Source organism: Bacillus infantis (assembly GCF_050107595.1).
Classification (GTDB): Bacteria; Bacillota; Bacilli; order Bacillales; family Cytobacillaceae; genus Bacillus_AB; species Bacillus_AB infantis_C.
Genome location: NZ_JBNILH010000005.1, coordinates 91,505 through 114,551, shown reverse-complemented (window position 1 = coordinate 114,551; position 23,047 = coordinate 91,505). Strand labels below are relative to the sequence as shown.

Below are 23,047 nucleotides of genomic sequence, written 5' to 3'. Positions count from 1 at the left end.
AAAGGGGCAGGCAGCTCCGGGCTGCCTGCCCTTTTAATCACCTCCTGAAATAAGAAGGTTTCCTCCTGGTCCTGAACCCTCCCTCATGGCATTCATCACAAATGGGATAAGGATGCTCCCATGAAAGCTTCTTGCCGCACCTGCGGCATTTTTTGCTCATTTTCTGTACATCTGTTTTCAGCTTTTCATGGACCATTGTCCCCAGTTCATCGCGGACCCGCTCCCAGTATAATGCTTCTGTCCTCTGGTCAAGCCGGTAAAGGAACAGCAGATGGAGCCCGACAGATTTATACGTAAGCTCCAGGTCCTCAAGTGTCCTTTTTCGGATTGAAGGCTCAGGAAGGTCTTCATTATGCACCGATGCCATCACCGACATTCTCCATTGCCTGACCAGTTCCGGCTCCCTGGCTGAAAAAGGAAGGTGCAGGAATCCATACAGGTCCCCAAGGCTGAGCCTGGCTTCCATTTCTGTTCCCTGTACGAGCTCATAAAGCTCCTTCTCTTCGGCAAGGGATGCTTTCACTGTTCCAGGGGGACTTTCGAATTTGTCCCAAAGTTCAAAGAAAGTTCCCAGATCATGATAATATTTTTGAAAGCGGTCAAACACTCCGCTTGTTGGCGCGATTGAGAAGGTATGGACCGGATCGTCTTCCTGTTCCAGCAGTGAACCCATTTCCTTGATGTTTTCCATGAATGCGACCCGGCCTGTATTGTAGAGGCCTTTTCTGCCCGCCCTTCCGGCAATCTGTTTGACCTCCTGGGAGGTAAGCTGCCTTCTGCTGACTCCGTCGAATTTTTCATTTTCAAGAAAAACGACCCTGCGGATAGGAAGGTTCAGCCCCATGCCGATTGCATCAGTACTTACTATCATATTGGTCTCGCCGTCAATGAAGCGCTGCACCTGTTTTTTCCTTGTTTCAGGCGGCATGCTTCCATATATCATGCTTACTGTGCGTCCGTCATTCTGAAGCCGGGAAGCTGTCTCCAGTACTCTTTTCCTTGAAAAGCAGATCAGGGCATCACCTTTTCTGCTATGCTTCAGCCTGAATTCGTTTTGTTCGACGATAAGCGGTGTATCTCTATGGTATTCATGGATCTCCAGATCAGTCCCGTCCAAAAGCTGAAGGAGGATCGACTGGGAGCTTTTGCTGCCAATGATATGGACTTCGCCTGCATTAGCCTTCGTTATGGCCTTATACCATGAGAATCCGCGGTCTTTGTCAGTGATCATCTGCGCTTCATCAATGACTGCTATATCAAAACGCTCCTTCTCATTGAACATTTCGACAGTGGAAGCAATATGGCTTGCCCCGGGAGTCACTTTTTCTTCCTCTCCAGTCTTGAGTGTACAGGGGATGTTTTCACCGTTCAGTTTATCGTATACCTCGAGTGCCAAAAGTCTTAAAGGGGCCAGGTATATTCCAGAGTCCGCTTTTTTCATGCTTTCAAGTGCATGAAAGGTCTTGCCCGTATTTGTATCGCCGATATGAAGGACATATTTGACGCTCCTGTCGACAGAAGGGCTGTATTCCCGGCCAAAGATCTCATCGAGGATCCTGGCTTCCTCCTGCTTTTTCCGCTCCTCTTCTTCTCTTGCTTCTGCCTCTTTCCTCTCCCGGTCCTCGAGATCAGCCCGGAATATTTCAAGATGAACGGCTGGTTCCCAAGGAAATGAACTGAGGCGGAGCATGTCTTCCAGGAATTCATTTTCAATTTCCTCCAGGAATTCTTTTGCGAGTTCCTCTGACGGCCATTCAGTCATGGAATGAATGGCTGCTTCCGGGTCATTTTCCGGATGGAGCGATTTATATTGTTCCAGCATGGCAGGATCCATTAATTCGATTACAGTCTCAGGGACGATATCCTTCATGCATTCCATTAAAAGCTTTTCATATTTAAAATAATAGGTCTCGTATTCAAAATACTGCCTGCCCCAATGGTTTGTTGAATGGATGCCGCCTGTAAGCTCTTCAAAGAAATCAGCAGCCAGTGTATAATGCTCAGGGTTGAAATGTCCCTCCGGCCTGAGCTTTTCCTCGAGGGCAAATGTATCAGCCTGCCCGTATTTGGTGCCGCTGCTAAAGTCCTTCTTCAACTGCCGGGCAGCCTCATATCTTGCTCTTAAATAAAACAGCTGGGTATGTTTCCTCATAATTTTTCCGGCTGACTTATCGAGCGCTGTGTAAGCCTTGGCAATACGATCGGCATTCTCCTCATGCTGCTGCTGGATCAGATAGCTTTCCCTTGCATCCCGATATTTCTGGTCCCATTTACCGGCATCATTGGTGTAAAGGGAAAGCAGCCATTTTTCTGCATTCCATGGTGAATAGTTCCTTACTTCGGATCGGAAAAGGCTGTTGATGACCTTCTTGTCGATTCCCTCTGTTGAAAATCCCTTTTCCTGAAGATATTCCTTTTTTAATTTGCGAGCCACTTTATTGTTGGTCATATTAAGCCAGACATTTATCCAGATTTGTTCATAATACTGCTTCCTGTCATGAAGATACTCTTCAAAATCGGGAAGGGATTCTTTCGTTGATAAATAATAGTGAATATCCTCTAATATCTTTGCTTTAGCTTGTTCTACTGCAAGAGGATAGAGAGTTTCCAATGCTTCCATGGAAATTCCCCCCTTTAAATATTAATCGGCGCCTTTAAAAGAGCCTGTATATTATATTATCATGTATTGGCCGGCCGCCTATCCTTTAAAGTTCGCTGAGACCGCTGACAGAGCAAAAGTTTTTCTTAACGAATTGGAGGTTAGTTGATAATATGATATTAGCCTTTTGATATAGGAGTGAAACGATGAGTGTACATCATGATTTAACCGAACATGCGAGGAAATTAAACACAAGAATCACCCGCTTTCTTGAGCTTGACGCAAAAAGAGAAGCGTTTATTGAAGAAGCCTTATCTCTGTGTAAAGAAGGAAAAGCATTTTCTACTGTGAAAATCAATGAAGTGACAGAGGAAATCAACCAGCTTGCCAGACAGGGTATTGTTCCTTCCAGGAAGCTTGTGACAGCTGAAATGGTTGAGGAGTATGCAGGACGTATGAATTAAACGATTTTTAACTAAAAGAAGCAGGCAGACTCCATAGTGAAAGGAATCTGCCTGCTTCTTGGCTTCATGGCTGTTCTGCCAGCAGGATTGCAATCTTATCTTCTATAATTTTTGCTTTGCTGTCATCCTTCAGATTATTGAGGACAATGCTGAAAACGAGCTTTTCACCGCTTTGGGTTTCTGCATATCCGGAAAGGGAGCTTACAGTGGATATGGAACCTGTCTTGGCTTTGATCTTTCCTTCTGCTGCAGAGTTTTTCATTCTGTTGCGGAGTGTTCCGCCAATTAATCTGTCCTGGGCTCCTGCCAATGGGAGTGATCTCTCAAATGAGGGGTACCACTTCTCAGACTGGACGCTGTATAACAGCTGTGACAGCTCATTAGGCGGAATAAGGCTGACATGGGATATGCCCGACCCATCACGAAGGATCAGGGTGTCTTTATTGACTCCCCAGTGTGCAAGCTGGTCTGAGACAACTTCAAGGCCTTTTTCCCAGCTTCCTTCATTCTTCACCTTTTTGCCCATTTCTTTGACCAATACTTCAGCATGGCTGTTATTGCTGAGTTTCATAAAAGGAATTAATAAGTCCTTCAATGCGATGGATTGATGTGCCAGCAGCAGAGAGGTCTTTTCAGGGGCTTTCCCCTGTACCATTTTTCCGGTTACGCCTATCCCGTATTCCTTCAATGACTGACTGAACAGATCAAGCGCATAGCCGGCCGGCTCCCACACTGCTATCCATTCTCTTGACCTGCTTGCCTTTTCGGGTATGGTCCCGGTAATGCGGATGGTGTTTGTACCATGGTCCCGCTCAATAGTAATGTCCTTTTTGCCATCGGCCTGGACGGTCGCTGCCTCGTTAACGATTTTTACATAGCCTGTTTCAGGAGTCAGGGAGACAGCCGGCTTTTTCCCTGCAGAAAGTCCAGGATTTACCTCTACAATGACCGTGCCTGCATCATAATCTTCATTTGGTGATGCAGTCAGTGCTGAAACCTGGCCGCCGTAATAATAGGATTCGTCGCTCCAGGGCAGATCTTTTGAAAGCCTTATGTCATCATACCAGCTGTCATCTGCAATGAGGCTGCCATGAATCGTTTTAATGCCTTTTTGCTTTAACTCGGCTGCCATCTTGTCAAAGTCGCTTTTTAACAGGGTCGGATCGCCTTTGCCTTTCAAATATAGATTTCCATGCAGATTGCCATTTTTATGGAGTCCGTCTGTCAGAACTTCAGTGGTAAACCGGTATTCTTCGCCAAGAACCTGAAGGGAAGCGGCGGATGTAAGCAGCTTCATATTGGATGCCGGCCTGAGGCGGATCCCGCCGATATGGTCATACAGCAGTTCGCCTGTATCTGCATTCCTGATGCTTACCCCCGCCAGCGCTCCAGAGAGGATGGGATCATTATTCAGAAGCTGATTCAGGTCTGCCGTCAGTCCACCCTCTTCAACCGCCGCAGCCTGGCGGGATAGTTCATAAGCATATGGCGAGGCTGAAATGAATAATATAGCTGTTATAAGGATGACAATCTTCCACTTTCTCAACAAGCAGCAGCACCTTCCCAGGGCAAAGCTTAAATTCAGATCCAAAATTAGAAGTTAAGTTTTGCCAGATTTATAAGTATTAACAGTTACTTCGCTTTGAATGCTGCATTTCCTTTATTTTCATTGTGAGGAAGAAGTAGTGTTTTTAAAAGGTGCCGGACAGCCAGTGGTTATGTCAGTGAGACAGCTATGAATTCCCCGCCAAGCCTTCCATTCAGCATTGGTGCTTTCAGAGGCGTGAAAGCAATCCCTTCAAGAACGATATTGGCGTATAAAAGATCCTCAAATTCACGCAGTATTCCTTCTGCTTCAGAAGTTGTATCGATATGCAGCATAACTCTTTTATCGATAGGAAGCTCAAGCTTTTTCCTTAAATCCTGTATTCCTCTGATAAAATCCCTCACAGAGCCTTCCCTTTTCAATTCCTCAGTCAATTCTGTTTTCAAAAGAACTGTCATATTTCGGCCGCTGCTTTCCGCGTAGCCTTTCTTTGGGAGTCTTTCCACAGTTATGTCTCTGGCTTCGACCTGCAGCTTTTCATCGCCTGCCTGCAAAACAAGGCTCCCTGTCTCCAGCAGCTGGCGGATATCTGATTCAGGGAGCTGCTGCAGCGACTGATGAACCAGATTGGCTTTCTTTCCATACTTCCTCCCTGCTGCTTTAAAATTCAGCTTCAGTCTGCAGTTGTATTTGTCTGTCCAGCTATCACCCCAGGAAATCTCTTTTACATTCAGCTCTTCCTTAATGATCCTGCTGAAAGCTTTTAATTGTTTTTCCTTTTCCTTGCTGCATTGCACAAGCATTTCGGCCAGCGGCTGCTTCGTCTTCATCTGCTGTGAATGGCGGATGCTTCTGCCCAGCTCCACCAGTTCCATAACTTCAGCCATGCTTTCTTCCAGTTCCCTGTTAATCAAGGCGGTATCGGCCTCTGGGTAGTCTTCAAGGTGAACGCTTCTGCCTGTCAGATCCAAGTAGACGCTTTCAGCTATGAAAGGCACGAATGGGGCCAGCATGCGGGAGATATTGTCCAATAAAGTATACAGTGTCTGGAATGCAGACATTTTATCCTCTTCCATGCCCTTCGCCCAGAATCTTTCCCTGTTCCTTCTGATATACCAGTTGCTGACCTCTTCAATCAGTGTGCCTGCTGCCCTGCTGGCATTGGTTGCCTGGTAGCTGCCCATCTCCCTGTTTACCGTTTCAATGACACTATGCAGACGTGAAAGGATCCACCGGTCCATTGGGCTGCCGGAAGATTGACGGCTGCCTGGTACAAAATGATCAATCCTGCTGTAGAGGCTGTAAAAATGATGAATGCTTGCAAGCGAGTCGACCAGCTTTGATTTTGCCTCTGCCGCATTCCTCTCCGAAAACTTCTTGGGCTTCCATGGACTGCTGTCCTCCACCAGTGCCCACCTTAAAGCATCGGCTCCATATTCCGTGATCAGCTCTCCCGGATCAAGGGCATTTCCTTTGCTTTTAGACATTTTCTGTCCATTTTCATCAAGGACATGCTCAAGTGCGAGGACATTTTTATAAGGCAATCCGCCCTTGTACAAGACTGAAACGGCGAGCAATGAGTAAAACCATCCTCTGGTCTGATCCACACCCTCTATGACTGCATCGGCCGGAAATTGCCTTGAAAATGTCTCTGTATGTTCAAAAGGGTAATGATGCTGGGCATACGGCATACTTCCGGAGTCAAACCAGACATCGATGACCTCCGGGGTCCGGGTCATTTTACCATCGCAGTGCGGGCAAGGGATATTCACTTCATCGACATAAGGCTTATGATAATCAGCAAGCTTTCCATTGGCTTTTGACAGCTCCTGCAGCTCCTGAAAGCTTTTTGGTGCTTTCTCCGAACCGCAAGCTTCGCAGACCCAGATATTGAGCGGAGTACCCCAATAGCGGCTCCGGCTGATATTCCAATCCACCAGCCCCTCAAGAAAATTGCCGAAGCGGCCGTTCTTCATGTGGCTTGGATGCCATTCAGCCTGGCTGTTGAGCTCAAGGAATTTCTCCTTCAGCGAAGATGTTTTGATGAACCAGCTGTCAGATGCGTAATAAAGCAGCGGAGAGTCGCACCGCCAGCAAAATGGATAGCTGTGTTCATACTTCTCTTTATGGAATAACAAGTCCTTGCTTCCCAGCATTTTTAAGATGTCCACATCACAGTCTTTGACAAACCTCCCTGCGAGCGGCGGAAATTCATCGGTATAACACCCTTTAGAATCAACGATATGGATGAAAGGGAGCCCATTTTCCTTTATCGCCCGGTAATCGTCTTCACCATAAGCGGGAGCAAGATGAACGATTCCTGTGCCGCTTTTTTCAGTGACAAAATCAGCGCCAACGACTCTGTGCGCACCTTCAAGCCCATCAGCCTGAAAGGGGGGCTCATATTCCCATCCCGCGATCTCTTTTCCTTCAAGTGTTTCAATGATTTCGTCATAGCTTTGGAAAAGATCTGCCACTCTGTTTTCAGCAGCGATATAAATTTTGTCTCCGTTCTTTACTCTTGCATAACGTACCTGGGGGTGGACAGCCAGCGCCACATTGGCCGGAAGTGTCCAGGGCGTCGTCGTCCAGCCGAGGAGATATTCATTCTCCCTTCCTTTCAGCCTGAAAGTGACGGTTGCGCTTAAATCTTTTACATCCTTGTAGCCCTGCGCAGTTTCATGGGAACTCAAGGAAGTCTGGCAGCTAGGACAGTAGGGGGATACTCGATGCCCTTTGTAAAGCAGCCCCTTTTCGTGAATTGTCCCAAGGATATGCCATACCGACTCGATATATTCATTGCTTAAAGTCATATAAGGCTCATCCATGTCTGTCCAGTATCCAAGCTGCTCTGTGAATTTCCTCCACTGCTTTTCATATTGGAAGACACTTTCACGGCACTTTTCAATAAACGCTCCTACACCATACTCCTCGATTTCCTTCTTTCCTGATATGCCGAGTGCTTTCTCCACTCCCAGCTCAACCGGAAGTCCATGTGTATCCCAGCCGGCTTTCCTGATTACCTGCCTCCCTTTCATCGTCCAGTAGCGGGCTGTCAAATCCTTGTATGTCCTGCCGAGGGCATGGCCGGCATGCGGCAGGCCGTTGGCGGTCGGAGGCCCTTCATAAAAAACGAAAGGAGTTTTGCCTGCACGATTGGAAACGGATCTGGCAAAAATATTCTCTGCCCTCCAATACCCCCTGATCCTGTGTTCTCTTGCCTGAGTGCTTTCCATTTCAGTACCTGCCTTCCTTTTTGAATTTTTTAGGGAAATAAAAAACACCCGCCCCTGTAAAGGGACGAGTGTTATACCCGCGTTACCACCCAAATTCTATTGCAGACGCAATAGCGCTCATCAACGTACCATCATACGCGTTCCTTTTAACGGCGGACACCCGTCAGGACTTACTGGATTTCAGACCTGCATCTCAGAGATGATGTTTCAGAAAGATCGTTTCCGCTGGCTCTCACCATACCCAGCTCGCTGAAGGAACATTCCCTTTCCTACTTGTTCTCGTCATAGAATTTAAGATTTTTATTATCATATCAAAATCAGGTATTATTATCCAGCCCTTTTTTTGGCTTGTGCAGAAAATTTTCCAGTAGGATCGTTCCTTTGCTGTCTACAGTGATGCCTTCCGCTTCAAGGAGAAATCTCTGTTCCTCCTGAGCCAAAGGATCCTTCATGCTGATTTCACCCATTTTGTTGACGACCCTGTGCCAGGGAAGATTCTCCTGCCTGCTCAGCGAATGAAGAATCCGGACGACCTGCCTGGCTGCGCGGGGGCTGCCGGCAAGTTCGGCGATCTGGCCGTAAGTCATCACCTTTCCCGCAGGTATTTCTTTAATGATTTTTATCGTTCTTTGAGTAAAAGGCTGCATTAAGCTAAAAACAGTACCTCCAGAGTTTTATTAATTTGAATCAGTCATTTTCCCTGCAATTTCCGGAAAATCAATGAATGGATTGCGATTGCCCTGCAGCTCCTCAATTGCCGTATTCCTGTGCTTTTCATAAAGGGATACAGGAAATTCAAGATGCCATTTATGAAGGAGCCCGCAGTTGATTCCGTGATCTTCAGGCTTGAAATGCTGATACCTCAGGAAAAAGTAAAAGCATGCCCGGGCTGCGATTCCTTTGCCGTACTCCGGTTCAAACTTTCCTTCTTCAGCCATACCGCAGCCGCCTCTTATTCCGAAAACAGAAGCTTCCGGCTTATAGGAAGGAAAGTCTTCATAAGGAAAATTGCTCCTCATGCTGTTGCATGCAGGCTCACAGGCGAACAGATGATGGAGATCCCCCTTCATCGGCTGCTGTTCACTGAACCAGGACTGCGGAATCACATGCTCGCAATTCAGCTTTGCTTGCGTGTCTCCAGTCCGTTTTCGCTTCATCCATATTTCCGCATCGTGCTTAATGCTCTCAGCCGGATCCATCCTGCCGCCTGAGTAGAGGCTTTTAAGAGCAAAGTTCTCCTGCAGATCTACCCAGGGATATAAATAGAGATGAGGGGAATATTTCAGGACGGTCTTATGGGTTTCCTCCACAAGCTTCCGAAGGTCTTCTTTGGCCTCCGCTGCCTCAAAATCGAGGGAAGCATAATAAGCTTGGCATTTCTCACGGTCTGCAGCTTCATCATAATAGACACGCTCCGAGCTTTGGACCTGCAGGTTCGCTAGTGCAGCCTCCCGTTCAGCAGCGAGCTGTTCTGACAGGCTGTTCATGGTTTAACAACCATCGGCAGAACTTTAGGTGTGAAAATATCTGACAGATGCTGAAGCAAAGTTAAATAAACCAGACCATTGCCTTCCAGCTTAGCTGAATTGCCGAGCGGAACCGTGCGCCTGATAAGCTGGGCGAACAGCTCTGCCTCAGACAGCTTCCTGTCAAAGCTTTTGTTGGCCACATTCTTAATAAGCGCCATCGCTCCCGATACATGCGGGGCAGCCATGGAGGTGCCGCTTAATGTGGCATACTTCCCATTCAGAAAGGTTGACTGTATTTCTTCACCTGGTGCTACCAGGTCAATTTCATTATGTGAATTGGTAAATTGTGAAGAATTTCTTTCCAGATCAATCGCGCCTACACTGATGACTTCATTATAGCAGCCAGGGTATGCGAACTCATCCGTCGAATCTTTCCCGTCTCCTTCATTGCCAGCTGCACATACAACAGAGATGTTGTTCCGGACAGCTTCCTTTATAACTTCATGGAGCTCAGGCAAGTCATTCGGACCGCCGAGCGACATGGAAATGATATCGGCTTTTTGGTCAATAGCGTAGCGGATTCCTTCAATGATCCAGTCATATTGGCCTGAGCCGTTTCTATCCAGCACTTTCACAATGAGCAGCTTTGCAGCTGGCGCAACGCCCGATATGCCTGGCTCTTTGCCTTCAGCTGCAATGGTTCCCGCGACATGGGTACCATGGCCGTTATAATCTTTATAAATATCCGGATTTCCGGAATCATCACCAGTAAAATTCCTGCCTCCGATGATTTGATTCTTTAAATCAGGGTGGCTGATGTCACAGCCGGTATCCAGTACAGCGATTGTTATGCCTTCTCCCCTTGTTTCTTCCCAGATTTTTGGCGCCTGGATCAATCCGATGCCTTCCGGAATGCCTGACACCGCCTCTGATTGTTCAATTACCTGATACGGGATCACTCGGACACATTCTTTCATACTATTCCCTCCTTCAGAGTAATTCAGGATGCAGAAACAAGATGTATCACCATTATAACAAAATAGAAGGAATATTCAGATATGAAGATAGGCTTGATTTTCCTTTTTAGAACCGAACAAATAAGCGAACAAAGGCCCAGAAGACTAATTCTGCTGCAATTGGTCCCTAATGTCACCAGCCATGACGGATAAAGCATCCTTTAGTCCGGACTCCATCATTTTTTTTACTATGCTTTCCCTCTGACTATTCAGGAGGCCGATATGCTCGGCCAGTGATACAGCTGTCAGTTCTTCTTCCTGCAGGGTCAGTGAATAGCCTTTATCCTCAAAGCTTTCAGCATTCAGAATCTGATCGCCCCTGCTTTGTTTCTTGCTCAAAGGAATGATAAGCATTGGGATGCGGAGGGCGAGAAATTCAAAAATAGCATTAGAACCGCCTCTGGTAATCATCATATCTGAACAGGCAAGCACATCTGAAAGTTCACTGTTCAGGAATTCAAACTGCCTGTATCCTGGCCTGCCTTCCAATGCAGGATCAAGATTTCCTTTTCCGCAAAGATGCACAATTTGAAACTGGCCGCCAATTTGATCAAGCTCCTGCCGCACTGCTTCGTTGATCTTCTTTGCCCCAAGGCTGCCTCCCATGATGGCCAGAACCGGCCTGGACTTGTTAAAACCGAGGAATTTCAGCCCCTTCTCCTTGATGCCAGAGAGGATTTCCCTTCTGATCGGGGAGCCGATTGCCTGTGCTTTTCCAGTTGGGAGGTACTGCAGAGTTTCTTCAAATGAAGTATAGATCTTTGAAGCAAAGTTTTTTGAAATCCGGTTAGCCAGTCCCGGTGTAAGATCGCTTTCATGGATGAAAATTGGAATCCTGAGCAGCTTTGCTGCCGTTATGACCGGTACCGATACAAACCCCCCTTTAGAAAAAACGAGGGCAGGCTTGAGCTTTTTTAGAATCAGAAGTGCCTCGCTGCATCCTTTTGCCACTCTGAACATATCTTTCACATTTTCAAAGTCAGCGTACCTCCTTAGTTTGCCGCTTGAAATAGAATGATAGGGAATGGAAAGTCCGCTGATCAGCTCTTTTTCAATGCCTTCTCTGCTGCCAATATAATGGATGTCTACATCTTCCCCCTCCAGCTCTTTAATCAAAGCCATATTTGGGGTGACATGGCCGGCTGAGCCCCCGCCCGTCAAAACAAGTGTCTTTTTCATAAAACCTTCCTGTCACGCCTGTTCAGGCAGGCACATGTGCCTCCTTCACTGGCGCCTATATTTTTATTTGCTGATTCCATTATATACAGAAAAAAGACCCTTTATCATCTAAAGGGCCATTTCGAGCATAATCGGGCAGTGGTCGCTGCCCATGACATCACAATATATCTTTGAATCTAGTATTTGTTCTTTCAGTGTGTCAGAAACTATAAAATAGTCAATGCGCCATCCGATATTCCGCTCCCTCACCTTTGCCATATAGGACCACCATGTATAGGCGCCTTCCTGGTCTGGATAAAGGAATCTGAAAGAGTCTACGAATCCTTCTGACAGAAGAGATGACATTTTTTCCCGCTCTTCATCCGTGAATCCAGAGTTGCCTCTGTTGGACCTGGCATTTTTCAGGTCTATGTCCTGATGGGCCACATTCAGATCACCGCAGAGAATGACAGGCTTCCTTTGTTCAAGCTCAAGGATATATTCCCGAATCTCATCCTCCCATTCAAGCCGGTATGGAAGCCTTGCCAGGTCTCTCTTAGAATTTGGTGTATATACATTCAGAAGGTAGAAATTTTCAAACTCAAGGGTCAGGCTCCGCCCTTCTGGCTCTGATTCCCTTCCAGCTATCCCATAGGATACATGGAGAGGCTTTTCTTTTGTAAAAATTGCGGTACCAGAATAGCCTTTTTTCTCTGCATAATTCCAGTACTGGTGATAGCCATCCAGTTCCAGTTCAATCTGTCCCTCCTGAAGCTTTGATTCCTGGATGCAGAATATATCTGCATCTTCTTCTCTGAAAAAATCCATAAACCCTTTTTTGACGCAGGCCCGGATTCCGTTTACATTCCAAGATACTAATTTCATTCTGGATTCCCCCGTGTTCTTCGTTTAGCTTTCCTCACCCTGGGAGGATGCCTGTCCATATAGAATGGCAGGCAGTTCTTTATAAATGCCGATCACTTCCTCCAGTTTCATCCGCACTAACCCGCTTGAAGAAGGGGCCGCAAATTCAATGCCCCCGGGAACGACAGGAGTTTCCTGGCGGCCCCAGGGTGCTTTTTTGCGGCCGCTGTATTCCAGGTAAACTCCTTTGCCTACGAAACAGATTGCCTTAGGCTTCAGCTCGGTTATGATTCGGATAAGTCTTTCTCTGCCCTCTTTATATTCTTCCTTGGTTATTTCGTCTGCTGCTTTGGTGGGCCTCGGGACAATGTTAGTCAGGCCCATATTCAGATCCAGGAGCAGGCTGTCTTCTTGAGGGAGAAATTTTTTAGGGGTAAAACCCACTTCATAAAGGATTTTCCAAAAACGGTTATTCGGATTGGCAAAATGGTGTCCGGTCTCTGCCGACCGGATGCTGGGGTTAAAGCCGACAAAAATGATATCCAAGCCAGGCTTGAGATGGTCTTTTATTGGTTTTAGCATATCTGCTCCTTTCTTTGATCAAAAATGACCTGCTTTTCTTATAGTCCCAGCCTGCAGAGCAGCTTATTGAAAATAAAAAAGAGCCAGAGGCTCTTTTTTATGATTAGGCGTCGTAAACTTCTACTTTTTCCATTACATCGCCGTTTTTCATCGCTTTTGCCGCTTCAAGCCCTGATGTTACTTTACCGAAGACAGTATGGACTCCGTTCAAGTGAGGCTGAGGGTCGTGTACGATGAAGAACTGGCTTCCGCCTGTGTTTCTTCCTGCATGTGCCATTGAAAGAGATCCTGCTTCATGCTTATGCGGGTTTCCTTCTGTTTCACAATTGATTGTGTAGCCAGGTCCGCCAGTTCCAGTTCCATTCGGGCAGCCGCCTTGGCTCACGAATCCAGGAATCACCCGGTGGAAGTTTAAACCGTTATAAAAGCCTTCGTTTGCAAGCTTTTCAAAGTTTGCTACTGTGCCGGGTGCTTCGTTAGGGTATAATTCAAACTCGATTTTCTCGCCGTCTTTCATTTGTATGTATCCTTTTTTTGCCATTGAAATCATCTCCTTGGATTAATGGCCAGCCTTATCTTAACTGAGTTCTGTACCGGCTGATGTGCCGTGGAACCAGCTTTGATTCTCAGCAGCGCCAATATTTGAAAATCATTGATTATCATATCATTTTTTTCAGAGGAAATAAAATAACTTTACTTTTTTCCCATCTTTTGATTTTCTCCATTGGATATGTTAAGCTTAAAAAGCCCTTTCTGGACATTCGCTTGTTGCGGGACACTTAACCACTGTACGGACGGAAAGGGCTGGCGGCTGCTTTTGCAGCCGCCATTTTATTTTCATTTCCGGTTTTCTCTTTCTCCATTTCAGCTTTCAGTTAAACAGAGTGAGTGTAAAGATCAGCATGCAAACACTGACAGAGACTCTCCTTATAAAGTCAGAGTCAATCCGGAAAGCATATCAGATGATGCTGCTACCTGGCCTGAGGCCTCCCCGATATCTTCAAACACTTTATTCAGATCCTCCATTTCCTTCACGATGGACAGGTTCTTTTCTTTTACCTGCCGCATTGATTCAAGGATGAGAGAGAAGTACTCATTAACAGCCTTAGACTGAACCGAGCTTGCATTAATATTTACGCTGGCCTCTTCGATGGATTGGGCCATGATGCTTGAACGGGTTTCCATTTCACCTATCAATCCTGAAACTTCCGAGACAGCATTTTTCGTATTCTCCGCCAGCTTTCTCACCTCATCAGCCACTACCGCAAAGCCTTTTCCATGTTCGCCTGCCCTGGCAGCTTCTATTGCTGCATTGAGAGCCAGAAGGTTCGTCTGATCGGCAATAGAAGTAACAATCGCAGCAATCTGCTCGATTTGTTTAGAGCTGTCAATCAGCTGCTCCATGTTCTGGCTGATGCTGCTTATTTTGTCCTCGGCCTGTCCTAAAGTACTGCCAAGCCCGATGAGCTTTTTCATTCCTTCTTCTGATTTCTCCTCGGCAACAACAGCTATATCAGAGCCAGACTTTGTATCAGCCCTAATGTCCTCTGTTTTTCCGGCTGCCTGCTGGATTGCGGCGCTGGTCTGTTCGCTAATGGCTGCCAGCTCTCCAGCTGCTTCTGTAACCTGATGCTTCAGCTGCTCTTTATAGCTTTCAGACTCTTTCCTGATGCGGCTCATTTCCTGTTCATAAGCTTCAAGTACTATCTGCTGCTCAAGACTGATGATCTTTGAAACAGCCAGCATCGCCTCAGTACATGGCCCCTTCTCAGAGATAGTATCTATGATCATGCTGCTTAAGGACAAATAAAGATCCTGAAAAGCACACATATACCATTTAGGCTGCAGTCCGATTTTTACATGGACATGAGCAATAACAAAACGCTGCTGAATAAAGCCCTTATCTATTATTCCGCTGAACATCTCATAGATGTGGGCGCTCAATGTATTTTTCAGTCTCTCAATGGAACTATTATCACTGATTATCTTCGTAAGTGTTTTTTCGTTTTCTAAATTTTTATAAAATTGGTCTATGATGGCAGGGAGGTTTTCTTTCACAAACGGCTGCAGGGAGTGTATATAGTTCAGGTCACTGTCCTGAAGTCCTATCATATCGATTTGCCTTAATACATCACCGCTAAGAGACTTGTCGATTCCAATATTCCCGTGACTATTAAGTTTGAAAGAATGCTCTTGCTTGTTCCTGCCCTTTTTAAATAAAGTGATTTCCATGCCGATTCTCCTGTCGGAATATTTTTACATAGCTTTGTATTTTAGTTTAAATCATTCTAAGCAGGCTCACAATCTATTCAAGCAGAAAGTAGTGGGTATAAAGAACTATAAATGGGATAATTAGACAAAACATAAGATTCGAAGGCTTCAATAATACAAAAAAGGAAACCGCTTCATTAGCGGATTCCTTTATTCAGTCTCAAGAAGACTGTCTATTTTCTCATCAAGCCTTCGAAGGCTTTCAAGCGCCCTTTCTTCATCTACTTTTCTGTAATGGTGGGCTCCGCCAGGTTCTTCATCAAATTCATCGGCCAATTTTACAATTGTTTGAAGCGGCGTACGGATGACTTCCCCTCCAGGAAGAAAGGAATCTGTATGAAATAGAATGGCAAGAGCAATTTCCTTTGCTTTAACAGGGTTTTCACCCAGCCTGATCAAAAGTTTATGGGCCCTCTCGGCTCCTTTTATTGCATGTATATCATTCTTTCTGTAGAGGTCGTAATCCCACTTACCATTTTTGTACCAAGTGTAATGCCCCATATCATGCAGGAGCCCAGCTTTTGCAGCCGTGTCAGGGTCAACGCCTCTTTCTGCCGCAAGCTTAAAGCTGTGATTGGATACAGCAACTGCATGGGCTACCCCAGATCGTGTCAGATACTTTTGAGCGATTCTGTGTTTGAAAATTTGTTCTAAAGTGACATCTCTCAATAAAACCATTCCTTTAATAAATTCTTTGAGTTATTTGCCTGTGAGCAGCAAACGGACTGCATGGAGAAGTTGTAATTATTTTTTCCAGATAAAAGCAGTTCAAAACATTTAGTTGCCTTTTAGAATTTACGGGCATTCATGGATTTTTGCTTCTTCATTACTTCATATGATTTTTCAATGATATCAGCAAGCACATCTGCTTTATATATTCGGCCTATCTTAGTGTTTTCCTGATAATACTCTACAATTTCATCCAGCATCTGCAGCGTTTCTTTCTGCAGCCGGACATTTAATTGTGTTCTTTGTTCATTTGGCAATGATGGCACCTCCTATTTATAGGATAACACACAGATATCAAATAGCTAGTAATTTGCTAGCAGATTGCTATAACCATTGGTGGGAAAGGGTTTCGAAGATTGTCGGATAAAATCCTGTTACATAATAATTTATCGCACAAAAAAAGGAAAACATGCCTTGATGTTTTCCTTTTGGATCAATATATTGGCTAAGTTAGTAAAAAGAAACCGGCTAACTCCCCATTTTGTCCCAAATCTCATTCAGTTTTTCTTCTGTTTTGTCGAGCAGCTCCCGGGCATCCTGCCATTTCTCTTTCCATTTCGGCAATTCTTCCTTCAATCGCTCGCTGAATTCCTCAGCCTGCTCCTGAAGATCGATATCCGGTTTAGTCTCTTCTGCCAGCTGATCATTAACCGACTCTGTCCCGAATTCCTTTTGGTCTGTGTAAGGAAGAACCTGCTCCATGATGCTCTTGAATATTGGAACGACTGTTTCGGAGCTGCTGGTAGACAGATAATGGTCCCGGTCTGTTTTATCATATCCAAGCCATACAGCACCTACCAATGAAGGTGTATATCCTACAAACCATTGATCCTTCGTGCCGTCGATATCATTGTAAGGCAGCTGTGTAGAGCCGGTTTTGCCTGCTATCTGGACATCCGGGATCTTTGTCCTTTGACCGGTACCGCTTTCGACAACGTTAAGAAGCATGGATGTCATCTCCCTTGCAGTCGCCTTGGAAGTAACTTTGACAGTTTTTTTCTTTCTTTCTGCAATAACATTTCCTGTCGGTCCGACTATCTTGGTGATAAAGTGGGCATCATGCCTTTTTCCTTCATTAGGAAAGGCTGCGTATGCTTCTGCTAGCTGAAGCGGCGAGATTCCTTTTCTCATTCCGCCAAGGGCAATGCCGAGAGCTCTGTCTTCCTTCTCGGTTGGGATTCCAAAGCGCTTTAAAGAATCCATGCCTTTTTCAATCCCGATTTCGTTGAGCAGCCAGACCGCAGGAATGTTCAGCGATTCTTCAACTGCTTTATACATCGGCACTTCGCCGGCATATGTCCGTGAGAAATTTTCCGGCTTATAATTCCCGAATGTCATCGGCTCATCCTTCAGGATAGAAGAAGCATCATAGCCTTCTTCTATAGCAGGTGTATATACTGAGAGCGGCTTTAAGGTGGAACCTGGCTGGGCTTTTATATGTGTCCCTCTGTTAAAGCCCCTGAACACATGCTCACCCCGGCCTCCGACAATGGCACGGACCCCGCCGGTCGACGGATCTAAAAGGACCGAGCCGCTCTGCACCAGCTGTCCTCCTCTTCCTGCCGGAAAAAGGGAATCTCTTTCATATACCTGTTCAAGGCCGGCTTGTACATTTTGATCCAGTTCTGTATAAATGGTGTAGCCTCTTGTGAAAATCTCCTCCTGTGTAAGGCCGTACTTGCTTGTTGCCTCATCCAGGACAGCATCTACATAATAGGGGTACTTTCTGGCTTCAGATTCTGTACTTCCATCTTCCAGTACAATTTTCTCCGCGATTGCCTTTTCATACTCATCTTTTGAGATGTAGCCAAGTTCAAGCATTTTTCCAAGCACCGTGTCGCGCCTGCTGATGCTCCTGTCATAATGCTGATAAGGATCCAATGCTGATGGAGACTGAAGCAGCCCAGCCAGCAGTGCTGCTTCGCTGATAGTAACTCTGCTTATCGGTTTATTAAAATAGGTTCTTGCGGCCTGATCAATGCCCCATGCCCCGCTTCCAAAATAAACCTGGTTCAGGTACATCAAAAGAATTTCCTCTTTTTTGTAATTCTTTTCTATTTCGACCGCCAGGAAAATCTCCTCGGCTTTTCTTCTGTATGTTTGTTCCGGCGACAGCAGGGCATTCTTGGCGAGCTGCTGAGTGATAGTGCTGCCGCCGCCAGTGATCCTTCCTGCAAACAAATTACTGAAAAAGGCCCTTGCAATCCCTTTTATATCAAAGCCATTATGCTTGTAAAAACGCTCGTCTTCAATACTGACGACAGCTTCCTTCATATGGTCGGGTAAATCTTCTATTTCTGCTCCGCCGGTCCTGTTCGCGGCAAGCTTTCCGGCCTCATCTCCGTCTTTATCATAGAGGACGGTCGACTGCTTCAGGCCATCTTTCAAAGACTGGACATTGGCCGTTGCTGCCAGGTAGGCAAAAAACAATATGGCGAGCAGCAGGGCCGTCAGGGCGGCAAGCAGCAGGATCTGTGTGATATGCTTTCTCTTCCAAAAGCGTTTGATATATTCCCAGACCTGTTTGAGTCTTTCCATTTGTGCTTTCTCCTTAAATAAACATATTCAATACTCTATTTTAACCAACTTATACAGAAAAAAGGAAGGAAAATGAAATTTTCCTTCCTTTTGCTAATACTTTTCTTTTAAATGCCTGATAGCTGTATTAAGCTGAGGAAAAGTTTCGACTCCCTCCAGCCGGATTCCGGCCTGTACTGACTGGACGGCAATATCCGGCCGTATGCCTGCAAAAACAACTTCAATGCCTATCATCCTGAATCCATGCATAAGCTCCACAAACCCCACTGCATTTGCAAGCAATTTAATGGTGAACAGTTTTGACATATCCAAAATCAGAGCCCTGATCCTTTTTTGGCTGGCAGATTGCATTGCTTTTGCAGCAAGGTCTGCCATTTTGGCCGGTGACACATCATATGGCAGCGCATGGAGGGAAAGCATGCCAATCTTGTCATCTACAAGAATGATGTTTACTGTGCTTTCCTCGATGAAGTTTTTATACTGCTCCTCCATCTTGTGCCGCTCTGTGATGTCTTCGAATTCAACCATAGCACCTTTTATCTTATTGTTATCGTCCTTGAGCAGGGTGGAACGCTGGCTCAGTGTCAATTCATACTTGCCCCATGTATATGGGAACACATCGTATCGGAAATTCTTTCCCTGTTCAAGTGTGTGCTGAACGGTCCTGGTAAATTCAGGCGGATGGCCAAAAAATTCGTCGATATTCTGCCCGATCGCTTCCTCAGGATCTATCCCCAGAATTTCCTTGCACCTTTTATTCGCTACTTTAATGGTAAAATGTTCGTCAATCGCCATGACAGCAACCGACAAATGGTCCAATACAATAGAATCCATTAGTTATCTCCCTATGCTTGTTAACTTCATCTTAACATAGCAGAAAAGAAAAGGAGAAACTAATTTCAGTAAAGAAATTGAGACAGCTTCTGGATGCCGCAAAGCTGGTTGACCTCTGCTTGAATCTTAATTAAATCACAAAGCTGGTTTATGCCGCCTATCGGCCTGTATCGAGAGGCTTCAATTTAGCTTCTATCTCATCTCTCCTGTCCTCAAAATAGGGAGGCAGAGCAAGATTCTGACCAAGCTCCTCAAATGTCTCGTCACTCTCGAAGCCGGGTCCGTCGGTGGCCAGTTCGAAGAGAATGCCATTCGGCTCCCTGAAGTATAGTGATTTAAAATAATAGCGCTCTACAAACCCGGAGCTGGGGATTCTTTTTTCTTTCAGAAGGGCAACCCATTTATGCAGTTCTTCCTGATTTTCGACACGGAACGCTACATGATGAACGCTTCCGCGCCCGGGCCTTTCCTTTGGCAGGTCATTCCGTACCAGAATGTGTACCTCGGTCCCTGCCCCTCCTTTTCCTGTTTCGTACACATGTGCCATATAGCCGCCAAGAGCAGATGCGGAATAGGAATCCTTCTTTCGGAATCCCAAAAGACTGACAAGGGTATCTTCTGTCCGGCTCAGCTCGGCTACAGTCAGGAATACGGGTCCAAGACCTATGATTCCATGCTCTGAGGGAACAGGGCTTTGCTCCCAAGGGCGCCCTCCTTCTTCCCCAGTGTTGGCTTCATCAGAAACAAGTGCAAGTCTTTGATCTTCAAAGTCAGTAAAAAAAAGCATGTTTCTTCCGCTGTCAGACGTAATGGCCGTATATTCGACGCCGTGTTCCTCAAACCGGTCCTGCCAATATTCAAGGGACCGGTCACTCGGAACTCTTAAGGAAGTGAGGCTGATGCTGTTGGTGCCGGGGTAGGTGTGCCCTGCATTCGGTATTTCAAAAAAGGTTAAGTCAGTTCCCGGGTTTCCCCTCTCATCTGCATAAAACAAATGGTAAACAGAAGTGTCGTCCTGGTTTACCGTCTTCTTTACGAGCCTCATGCCCAAGGTGTCAGTGTAGAAATCATAGTTCTTTTTTGCGTTTGCTGTGAGGGCAGAAACATGATGGATGCCTTTCAATGGCAGCCTGTTCATAATAAGCACTTCCTTTTCAAGAAAATATCCTTACTTCGAGATAATTTTACTTCTTTTTCAGTTTTTAGGGAACCCATATGTTTGTATAATAGACCGTCTGGAAAAATTTAATCTTGCATCCATGGTTTTTTGGTGATATATTTATTGAGCGATGAGCTAATTGAATAAGCCGGCGGGCGCTCCTTTAATGGAAATGCACGATGTGGCGTGCAGCCTGCCGCCTCAATACGCAAGACCCCCTGTTTCAGGGGGTCTTTTTATGTTTTCCTATCAAAAGTTAATCTTTCTTAATTTTCCTGTATGTGCAAAATGGCTTTTCATTAGATCAAGGCTCACTCACAGGAATTGCGATTCAATATACCCGGCAATGCTTTCTGATTGGAATCTGACAGCAATATAAGGAGGTCTGATGCCTTTATGGCTGTAAAAAGGCATTCCCAGCCATAAAGTGCGGCTGTCAATGCTGATAAAAGGAAACGGTACATCTTTCTGAATGAAAGCAGCGTGCTTCAGCGCCTCATGCCTTTTGTCTGAAATCAGCGTGACACTCGCTCTTTCAGGAAGTCCGTTCACTATTCTGGTCCATTCCTCGTCCATTGCATGGGTAGCTGGCAGGGCAATGACAATCGATGATGCTGCCTGGTATATATCATTCTCAACTTTGCCGGTTTTTCTGCTATGCATCCATTGAAGCGCAGGATGCTGATTCCTGATCCATTTGCCGATGCTTGAAGGCGATACAGCCTGCCCCCTTTTCAGCTGGTGCTCTGCCAGCTTTCTCCATGTTTTTCCTGCATAGACTTTTTCTTTGATAAACTGGGTATCCCCTACCTGGATGAACTTTCCCCTAGTCCTGGTGACAGCTACATTTATCAGTCTTTCACTGTCTTTTCCTGTCATAAGCATACCTGCTTTTTCAAAAGGAAAGCTGTCAACAGTGTCAAAGACCATAACATCCCTCTCGCTTCCCTGAAACCGGTGTACAGTCGCTGCAACAATGCCTGCAGCTGCAGTTTCAGAGCTGTATACCTCTTCTATGAACTGTTCCATCAATGAAGCCTGGATTCTGTACGGAGCAGCATATCCGATTGATCTTGCCCCATCCAGATATGACTCGTGGATCAGCTGGAAAGATAGGGCAAGATGAAGAAGATTGCTCCTTGAGCCGCTGTTATTGTCCTTCAGGCCATACATTCCCATTTCAGAGCTGTCAATCATTACCGATGCCATATCCTTGAAAGGCTTGAGTCCGGATATCCCCTCCCTCAGTTCTTCAGTACCTTCAAAGTCTGTGACAAGAGAATGGTAGATATGTTTATTGGTAAAAGCAGAAATATCCGGATGCATCCTTCTTTGTTCTTTCAGCAGAAACAAATGGGGATGCAGCTGTCCATTCCCTACTGCTGAGGCTACACCCGAGTGGTGGAATATGTCCTCTTTCAGCCATTTGCCAGCCAGTTCGCTTCTGGAAGCGGCGATTGGCGGGAGCTGCTTGAAGTCCCCGCAAATAATGATCCTTTTCCCAAGGGAGGCTGCAAGTGCTGCCTGCGGAACATATGCCATGCTGGCTTCATCCACAATGACAAGATCATAGAAGCTCTCATAAATCGCAGGATCTCCTGCTGCCCTGGCAAGTGTGGTCCCGATAATCCCGGCATCCTTCACATATTCAATTTCCTTTTTCCTGATCTTCTCCAATACAGCTGCAAGCTTTGTTTCGATTTCGACTAGTTTTTCAGAATCTCTTTTGCTGAAAGAACGCCCCAAATCAGATTTTAACAGCCTTTTTTCTTCCATCAGCTGAGATTTCTTATCCGCCAGGTCTGGGTGGTGTTTTTCAATGAGCCTGTCTGCGTGAAAAAGTCCCCCTGCATTTGCTTCGCTGCTGCTTCTTGTTCCATATCTGAGGATATCTCCGTCCTTAGGTTTCGATTTGCGGGACGAGAAGGAGGAGATTTCGGCCATCAGTACATCTACGGCCTGGTTGCTGTGTGAGAGAACAAGAACCTTCTGCTTTTTGAAATACTTATTAGCTGCTGTCCTGGCAAGCGTATATGTTTTACCTGTCCCCGGAGGCCCCCAGACAAATGTAACAGGGTTATACTTGGATCTTAAAATGAGTTCATGGACAGGAGATTTGGCTTTACCCGCCGGATGGGCTGCCGGCATGGAGGGGTCCATCAGTTTTTTGATCCGGATCCTCTTGGTTTTGCTTTTTTTTATCTCATCCAGCCGCTGGATGAGCTGGTCGATCAGCTCCCACGGATCATGATGAAGGGAAGCAAATCGCAGCTCATCACCCAAATACTGTTCGGATGTGACAATGATGTTCCTGCCTTCTGAAGACAGAATCCTTCCTTCCGCTTTTCTATGCCCCCAGCTGATTTTCACCTGTGAACCGATAGGCACAAGCAGTGCAGATTCTGTTTCGAAAAAATATACAAACCCTTCATGGCTTGATATCAGAATGCCATTGTGAAGGGAATATTTACTGCTTCCGTAATTTTTCATATGCTGTATTTCTGATTGAAGGGCCTTTTGCCATTCTGCTATATATCTTTTTGTGCTGCTCATCCTATTTCTTCCTTTACTCAACAATCACC

The 23,047-nt window shown here is 45.8% G+C and carries 17 protein-coding genes, 2 pseudogenes and 1 other annotated feature; of the genes and pseudogenes, 1 reads left to right on the top strand and 18 read right to left on the bottom strand.

Translation table 11 applies throughout. The features are described 5' to 3' along the window. Positions 1-37 precede the first annotated feature (37 nt). Complete coding sequence (locus ACQCVH_RS12210; RefSeq protein WP_426835945.1) at positions 38-2,620, bottom strand: helicase-related protein; 2,583 nt, start codon at positions 2,618-2,620, stop codon at positions 38-40. A 185-nt stretch (positions 2,621-2,805) separates the two neighbouring features. On the opposite strand from ACQCVH_RS12210, the gene ACQCVH_RS12205 reads away from it, so the two are divergent. Continuing rightward, on the top strand, positions 2,806-3,063 hold the full coding sequence (locus ACQCVH_RS12205; protein WP_426835944.1) for a YpbS family protein: 258 nt from the start codon (positions 2,806-2,808) through the stop codon (positions 3,061-3,063). Between the two features lie 64 nt (positions 3,064-3,127). Here the strand turns inward: ACQCVH_RS12205 and dacB are convergent, their stop codons facing one another. The 17 genes and pseudogenes from dacB to ACQCVH_RS12120 form a co-directional block, all read right to left on the bottom strand. Next, positions 3,128-4,612 carry a D-alanyl-D-alanine carboxypeptidase/D-alanyl-D-alanine endopeptidase gene (dacB, locus tag ACQCVH_RS12200; protein WP_426835943.1) on the bottom strand — a complete coding sequence of 495 codons (1,485 nt, stop codon included), beginning with the start codon at positions 4,610-4,612 and terminating at the stop codon, positions 3,128-3,130. A 167-nt stretch (positions 4,613-4,779) separates the two neighbouring features. Next, on the bottom strand, positions 4,780-7,845 hold the full coding sequence (ileS, locus tag ACQCVH_RS12195) for an isoleucine--tRNA ligase (RefSeq protein ID WP_426835942.1): 3,066 nt from the start codon (positions 7,843-7,845) through the stop codon (positions 4,780-4,782). A 57-nt stretch (positions 7,846-7,902) separates the two neighbouring features. Beyond that, positions 7,903-8,140, bottom strand: a binding site (T-box leader). A gap of 22 nt (positions 8,141-8,162) precedes the next feature. After that, complete coding sequence (locus ACQCVH_RS12190; protein WP_426835941.1) at positions 8,163-8,492, bottom strand: MGMT family protein; 330 nt, start codon at positions 8,490-8,492, stop codon at positions 8,163-8,165. 30 nt (positions 8,493-8,522) lie between these two features. After that, positions 8,523-9,332 (bottom strand): endonuclease I family protein, encoded by an 810-nt coding sequence (locus ACQCVH_RS12185; protein ID WP_426835940.1) that lies wholly within the window; start codon positions 9,330-9,332, stop codon positions 8,523-8,525. Continuing rightward, positions 9,329-10,291, bottom strand: a complete 963-nt coding sequence (locus ACQCVH_RS12180) for a S8 family peptidase (protein ID WP_426835939.1) — start codon at positions 10,289-10,291, stop codon at positions 9,329-9,331. The genes ACQCVH_RS12185 and ACQCVH_RS12180 overlap by 4 nt, the downstream gene beginning before the upstream one ends. A gap of 144 nt (positions 10,292-10,435) precedes the next feature. Next, complete coding sequence (locus ACQCVH_RS12175; RefSeq protein WP_426835938.1) at positions 10,436-11,509, bottom strand: undecaprenyldiphospho-muramoylpentapeptide beta-N-acetylglucosaminyltransferase; 1,074 nt, start codon at positions 11,507-11,509, stop codon at positions 10,436-10,438. Between the two features lie 108 nt (positions 11,510-11,617). Next, complete coding sequence (locus tag ACQCVH_RS12170) at positions 11,618-12,373, bottom strand: exodeoxyribonuclease III (protein WP_426835937.1); 756 nt, start codon at positions 12,371-12,373, stop codon at positions 11,618-11,620. 24 nt (positions 12,374-12,397) lie between these two features. Beyond that, positions 12,398-12,934, bottom strand: a complete 537-nt coding sequence (gene mug / locus ACQCVH_RS12165) for a G/U mismatch-specific DNA glycosylase (protein WP_426835936.1) — start codon at positions 12,932-12,934, stop codon at positions 12,398-12,400. Between the two features lie 103 nt (positions 12,935-13,037). After that, a complete protein-coding gene (locus ACQCVH_RS12160) occupies positions 13,038-13,475 on the bottom strand; it encodes a peptidylprolyl isomerase (protein WP_224897030.1) in 438 nt (145 codons plus the stop codon). Between the two features lie 386 nt (positions 13,476-13,861). Continuing rightward, positions 13,862-14,332: pseudogene (locus ACQCVH_RS12155) on the bottom strand (methyl-accepting chemotaxis protein); the annotation flags it as partial. Between the two features lie 288 nt (positions 14,333-14,620). Then, positions 14,621-15,166, bottom strand: a pseudogene (locus ACQCVH_RS12150) (protoglobin domain-containing protein); the annotation flags it as partial. Positions 15,167-15,355: 189 nt separating this feature from the next. Further along, complete coding sequence (locus ACQCVH_RS12145; protein ID WP_426835935.1) at positions 15,356-15,874, bottom strand: HD domain-containing protein; 519 nt, start codon at positions 15,872-15,874, stop codon at positions 15,356-15,358. 119 nt (positions 15,875-15,993) lie between these two features. Continuing rightward, positions 15,994-16,191, bottom strand: a complete 198-nt coding sequence (locus ACQCVH_RS12140; RefSeq protein WP_426835934.1) for a hypothetical protein — start codon at positions 16,189-16,191, stop codon at positions 15,994-15,996. A gap of 211 nt (positions 16,192-16,402) precedes the next feature. Continuing rightward, a complete protein-coding gene (locus ACQCVH_RS12135; protein WP_426835933.1) occupies positions 16,403-18,472 on the bottom strand; it encodes a transglycosylase domain-containing protein in 2,070 nt (689 codons plus the stop codon). Between the two features lie 93 nt (positions 18,473-18,565). Beyond that, positions 18,566-19,306 (bottom strand): PAS domain S-box protein, encoded by a 741-nt coding sequence (locus ACQCVH_RS12130; RefSeq protein WP_426835932.1) that lies wholly within the window; start codon positions 19,304-19,306, stop codon positions 18,566-18,568. Positions 19,307-19,463: 157 nt separating this feature from the next. After that, a complete protein-coding gene (locus tag ACQCVH_RS12125; protein ID WP_426835931.1) occupies positions 19,464-20,444 on the bottom strand; it encodes a ring-cleaving dioxygenase in 981 nt (326 codons plus the stop codon). Positions 20,445-20,780: 336 nt separating this feature from the next. Then, positions 20,781-23,018, bottom strand: coding sequence for an AAA domain-containing protein (locus tag ACQCVH_RS12120; protein WP_426835930.1), 2,238 nt, complete (start codon positions 23,016-23,018; stop codon positions 20,781-20,783). Positions 23,019-23,047: the final 29 nt, after the last annotated feature.